Here is a 2,362-nt window from a genome sequence, read left to right on the forward strand (position 1 = left end):
CCTCCTGCTCGGCCGCGACCCGGGCGGCCTCGGCGGCGGCGGCCGCGGCGGCGGCGGCCTGCCGGGCGGCCTCCTCCTCGGCGGCCTTGCGGGCGGCCTCCTCGGCCTCCTTGCGCAGCCGCTCCTCCTCGGCGGCCTTCAGGACGAGCCAGTCCTCGTAGGCCTGCCGCTGACCCTGCAGCTGGTTCACCGTGTTGACCGCGGCCTGGTAGGCCACCTGCTGGTTGGACAGATCGTTCTGCAGTGACGCGAGCTGCGCCTGCCCGACCTGCAACGCGTCGGCGGCGTCGGCGGCGGCCTTGTCGGCGGCCTGCTTGGCGGCGTCGGCCGCGGCCTGGGTGTCCTTGGCCTTCTGCAGGGCCTCGCGGGCGGCGGCGTCGAGGTTGGACTTGGTGACCTGGGCGCGCTGCAGGTTCCCGATGACGTCGAGCTGGCTGCCCGAGATCGACTCCAGCAGCTGGTTGCGCTGCAGCAGCTCGTCGGCGCTGCCGGCGTCCCACAGGGCGCTCATCGAGCCGAGGGTGGAGCCCTGTCGGAACGAGGCGGCCGCGAAGTTGTCCGCCTTGTCCTGCGCCGCGGCGATGTCGCCCTGCGCGGCGGTCGCGGCGGCGGCGGCCTGGTCGGCGGCGGTGGCCGCGTCGGCGGCGTCGGCGACCGCGATGTCGAGGTCGATGGCGGCCTTCTGCGACAACTCCTGCTTGTACTGCATGTCGTTGCGCAGCGCGTCGATCTGCCCCTGGGTGCTCGCGACCTGCGCGGAGAGCTGCCCGACCGCGGAGTTGATCTCGGCGGCCTGCTGCTGGCTGGCGGCGATCTGATCGTCGGTCGGATTGTCCGGCGGTGGTGGCAGCGCACCGGCGGGCGTGGCCAGACCCAGGACCAGCGCCGCCACCAGACCGGCCGAGACGCCGATCAGCCGGCGGTGGGCGGGACGGACGGTCCGCCGGGGTGCGCGACCGGCGGACCGGTGTGCTGCGTGCGCCACGAGCTCTCCTGAGGACGGGGACATGGAGCGGGAGCACCGACGACTGATTTGTCAATGCGACACGCTTGCGCCTCAGGATGCCACTCGCCCACCCTCATTAGCCAGCCGTCTCGCCCACAACTTCGGTCCCAGTGTTCACAAATCGGACAGACTGCACCCGATCGCGCTGCGATGATCACCGGATACGGGCGGTGATGACGGTTCGGTGACGATCCGTGGCCGTCACGTCCCGGGTCGACGGCCGTTCCCGGGTCGGGCCGGGACAATGACCGGGTGTCCGCACCGTTCCCGCCGCCGCCCCCGTGGGCACCGCCGCCGCCACCCCGCCGCACCGGACGCTGGGCGCTCGGTGCGGTGGCCGTCGTCGTCCTGCTGACCGGCACCTTCCTCCCGTGGGTGCGGTCCGGACGGGTCACCCGCAACAGCTACGAGGTCGCCGGCGTCGGACTGCGGCGGCTCGACGTCGCCCCCTGGCTGGAGGCCGTCCTGCAGGCGTGGCCGTTCCTGGGTCCGCTCTGGGCCGTCGTCGTCGTGCTGGCCGTCCTCGGCCGACGGCGGACGGCGGTCGCCGTCGCCCTCGTGCTCGCCGTGCTCACCGCGGTCGTGGCCGCCGGCGGGGTGTACCTCGCGTTGCGGTTCGACGCGGCCGCGTTCGGCGGGGTGATCACCGGGCCGGTCGTCACGCTCGTCGGCGCGCTCGGGGTCGTGGTGGCGGCGGTGCTGTTGCGCAGGCGGCGGGGCACCAGTCCCGCCGGGCCTGACCCGTGGGTGACCACGGGGTGACGACGGGGTCACCGTCCGCCGACAATCCCCGCGCGGTGTCCCCACTGTCGGGCAATGTCCGGACACGGATGCTCCGGATGAGGGAAACTCGCGGACGGGTACCACCCGGAGCGCCGAGTCGCACGACCACGAAGACGCGAGACAGACGGACGCAGTCGACCTCCACCACCCCGGTGGACGAGGGGAGCAGAACACCATGGCACCGAACGACCCGCACCAGGGCCGCGAGCCGGACGGCCAGAACCGGCCGTGGGAGCAGCAGCCGCCCGGCCAGCAGTGGGGACAACCCGAGCAGGGCCAACAGTGGGGACAGCCCCAGCAGCACCCCCAGGGCCAGCCGCAGCAGGGCCAGTGGGGCTGGCCGCAGGACCAGTCGCAGGCGCCGCACCCGCAGGGCCAGCAGTGGGGACAGCCGCAGAAGGGCCAGTGGGACCAACAACAGCCGACGCAGCAATGGGGACAGCCGCAGCAGGGCCAGCAGTGGGGGCAGCCGCAGCAGGGCCAGCCCACCCAGCAGTGGGGTCAGCCCAACCAGCAGTGGGGCCAGCCGCAGCAGGGCCAGTGGGACCAACAGCAGCCGACGCAGCAGTGGGG

The 2,362-nt window shown here is 73.5% G+C and carries 3 protein-coding genes; 2 read left to right on the forward strand and 1 reads right to left on the reverse strand.

Features of this window, described 5'->3' with window-relative positions; all coding sequences use genetic code 11:
* On the reverse strand, window positions 1–985 hold a 985-nt coding region (locus ACOJTC_RS01385; RefSeq protein ID WP_420115425.1), incomplete at its 3' end, for a hypothetical protein.
* A 273-nt stretch (window positions 986–1,258) separates the two neighbouring features.
* Between ACOJTC_RS01385 and ACOJTC_RS01390 the strand changes: the two genes are divergently transcribed.
* Both ACOJTC_RS01390 and ACOJTC_RS01395 read left to right on the forward strand, forming a co-directional pair.
* Entirely contained in the window at window positions 1,259–1,768 is a 510-nt protein-coding gene (locus ACOJTC_RS01390) for a hypothetical protein (protein WP_420115426.1), read from the forward strand.
* Window positions 1,769–1,964: 196 nt separating this feature from the next.
* Window positions 1,965–2,362: hypothetical protein (locus ACOJTC_RS01395; protein WP_420115427.1), on the forward strand; the 398-nt coding region annotated here is incomplete at its 3' end.

Origin of the sequence: Micromonospora sp. (assembly GCF_048594385.1) — a bacterium.
Classification (GTDB): domain Bacteria; phylum Actinomycetota; class Actinomycetes; order Mycobacteriales; family Micromonosporaceae; genus Micromonospora; species Micromonospora wenchangensis.